Source organism: Sulfitobacter sp. HI0040, from assembly GCF_001634885.1.
GTDB lineage: Bacteria > Pseudomonadota > Alphaproteobacteria > Rhodobacterales > Rhodobacteraceae > Sulfitobacter.
Window position 1 is genome coordinate 1 of the sequence record NZ_LWEX01000139.1, and the last position, 2283, is coordinate 2283.

The 2283-nt window shown below is 61.2% G+C and carries 3 protein-coding genes; 1 reads left to right on the top strand and 2 read right to left on the bottom strand.

From position 1 onward, the window contains the following. Together mltA and A3728_RS09895 are read right to left on the bottom strand one after the other, a co-directional pair. Window positions 1-989 (bottom strand): murein transglycosylase A (mltA, locus tag A3728_RS09890; protein ID WP_150120720.1); only part of this gene is annotated, 989 nt, incomplete at its 3' end. A gap of 23 nt (window positions 990-1012) precedes the next feature. After that, entirely contained in the window at window positions 1013-1672 is a 660-nt protein-coding gene (locus A3728_RS09895; RefSeq protein ID WP_067922837.1) for a Tim44/TimA family putative adaptor protein, read from the bottom strand. A gap of 132 nt (window positions 1673-1804) precedes the next feature. Between A3728_RS09895 and A3728_RS09900 the strand changes: the two genes are divergently transcribed. Continuing rightward, window positions 1805-2283, top strand: a 479-nt coding sequence (locus A3728_RS09900) for an FxsA family protein (protein WP_082857974.1), incomplete at its 3' end; no start/stop codon positions are given.

A 2283-nucleotide genomic window follows, 5' to 3' on the forward strand; every position in this document is an offset into this window, starting at 1 on the left:
AGCGCATAGGCCCCCTGTATCGGCAGCAGTACCACCATCCGCCCCGGATCCCGTAGCCGCCCCGCCGCACGCCCCGCGCCATCCCCGGTGCCAAAGAAGATATCGGCCCGTTGCGCGCCCTTGATCGCAGACCCGGTATCCTGCGCGATCATGAGCCTGCGCATGGGGGTTTCGCCGTCCTTTTCGATCCAGACGGGCGCGCCAAGGGGGACATACTCGGGATCGACGGCAATGGTGCGCAGCTTGGTAACCGAACGGTTCATCGCGCCCAAGGGTCCGCGATCCGCCGGGACCATGCTGACTTCGCGGAAGAAAACGTAAGAGGGGTTGTGGAACAGCAGTTCCTTTCCGTCCTCGGGATTGCGCCGAACCCAGTTCTTGATGACTTCGGCGCTGACCTGATGCGCTTCGTAAATGCCCTGTCGCACCAGTTCGACCCCGATGGAGCGGTAGGGGTGCCCGTTGGCCCCGCGATACCCGACGCGAAGGCGTTTGCCATCCGGCAGCCTGATCCTGCCCGACCCCTGGATCTGCAGGAAAAACAGCTCAACCGGATCGTCGACCCAGGCGATTTCAAGCCCGCGGTCGTCCATCACGCCGCTTTCGAGGATCTCGCGCCGGGTCAGCCACGGGTTCAGGTCCAGCGCCTCGGGTGGCATGGTATAGACGGGATAGCGAAACCGTTCGGATTTATAGAGATCGCCATCAAGCTCCGGTTCGAAATAGCCGGTAAAGAGCGCATCCGCGCCGTCGTTCATCAACACGGGGCGGAACAGCAGTTCGAAAAATTGTTTCGGGTCAGGCTCGCTTTTCGCGAATTTGCAAAGGTTGCGCCAGTCGACGTCCTTCATGTCTTTGCAGGTGTTCAGAAAAACCTTGAGCGCCGCCGCGTGGTCGTCTTCGTGCCAGCCGTCGAGCTGATCGAAATCCAGCACCTCGTATTGCGCCTCTGCCGCGGCTGGCCCCGTGATCGTCATCAGGGCACCCATGGCAAAGGCCGCAACACAGGCAATCAGCCGTCTGTGGATACAAGCAGCCAATTCGGATCGTCCGAGCCCATGACGCGGGCGAATACCCAAGTGTCCTTCTGGCGTTTCACTTCCGATGTGCTGCCTTCGACGATCTCGCCTTCGGCATTGCGGACCGCCGATGTCAGTTCCGCGACAAAGCGGATCGTCATCTCGGCTTCCTTGGTGTCGTCGTCCAGTTTGGCGCTGACCAGTTCCATTTCGCGGACACCGATGAAATTCGCCTCGATCGTGAGGCCCTGATCCTCCCGCGCGGCCACACCGTCGACGAAGCTTTCGTAGATCTCTTCGGAGAGGAAGGGCTGGATTTCCGCCAGATCGCCGCGTTCATAGCCCATCACGATCATCTCGTAGGCGCTGCGCGCGCCCTGCAGAAAATCGCTCACCCCGAAGGAGGGTTCGATGCGCTTCATCTCGGCCAGTGCCTTGGCGTCTTCGCTGTTTTCCGGAACATGATCCGTGATGTCGAGGTCGGGACCGCCTTCGATCACCTCCAGCGCGGGGCCGGTCCGCTTGCTGGGCGACTGGTCCGTCACGGGGGGCTTTTCAAACCCTTCCCGTGTGCCCAGCACATTCTTCAGCCGCAGGATCAGAAAGATGGCAATGCCTGCGAGCACCAGAAGTTGTATCATGGGCGAATTCATATAGGGACCTCTTGCGGCGAACATGGAAAGACGCGGTTAGACGCCTTATGTAGGGGCTTCACCGGGCCAAGTCCACTGCGCCCGCCTCCAAAGCGCCGTACCTGACGGTTTGTCTGAAAAGGATTGTAACATATGTGGCTATTGTTCGCATTCATTGCCGTACCGCTGATCGAAATCGCGCTGTTCATTCAGGTCGGCGGATTGATCGGGCTGGGCTGGACGCTGGCCATCGTATTGATCACCGCCGTCCTCGGCACCTGGCTGGTCAGGTCGCAGGGTGCGCTGGCACTTGGCCAGCTTCGCAGTTCGTTCAACGATCTGCGCGATCCGACCGAACCGCTGGTGCATGGGGCGCTGATCCTTTTCGCGGGCGCGCTTTTGCTGACGCCGGGCTTTTTCACCGATGCCGTCGGCTTTTCGCTTCTGGTTCCGCAGATACGGCACACCATCTATGAACAAATTCGTAACCGTGTGCGCATACATACGGCAGGCGGGCCGCAACCCGGCGGGCCCGGTGGGCCGCGCGGCCCCGTGCGCCCGACCCGGGGCGGCGACGTGATAGAAGGCGACTACGTGGAGATCGACGAAACCCCGCCCACGGAGGAGCGGAA

Coding starts and splice junctions, on each gene's coding strand:
- A3728_RS09895 (WP_067922837.1), bottom strand. CDS start 1,672: ATGAATTCGCCCATGATACAACTTCTGGTGCTCGCAGGCATTGCCATC.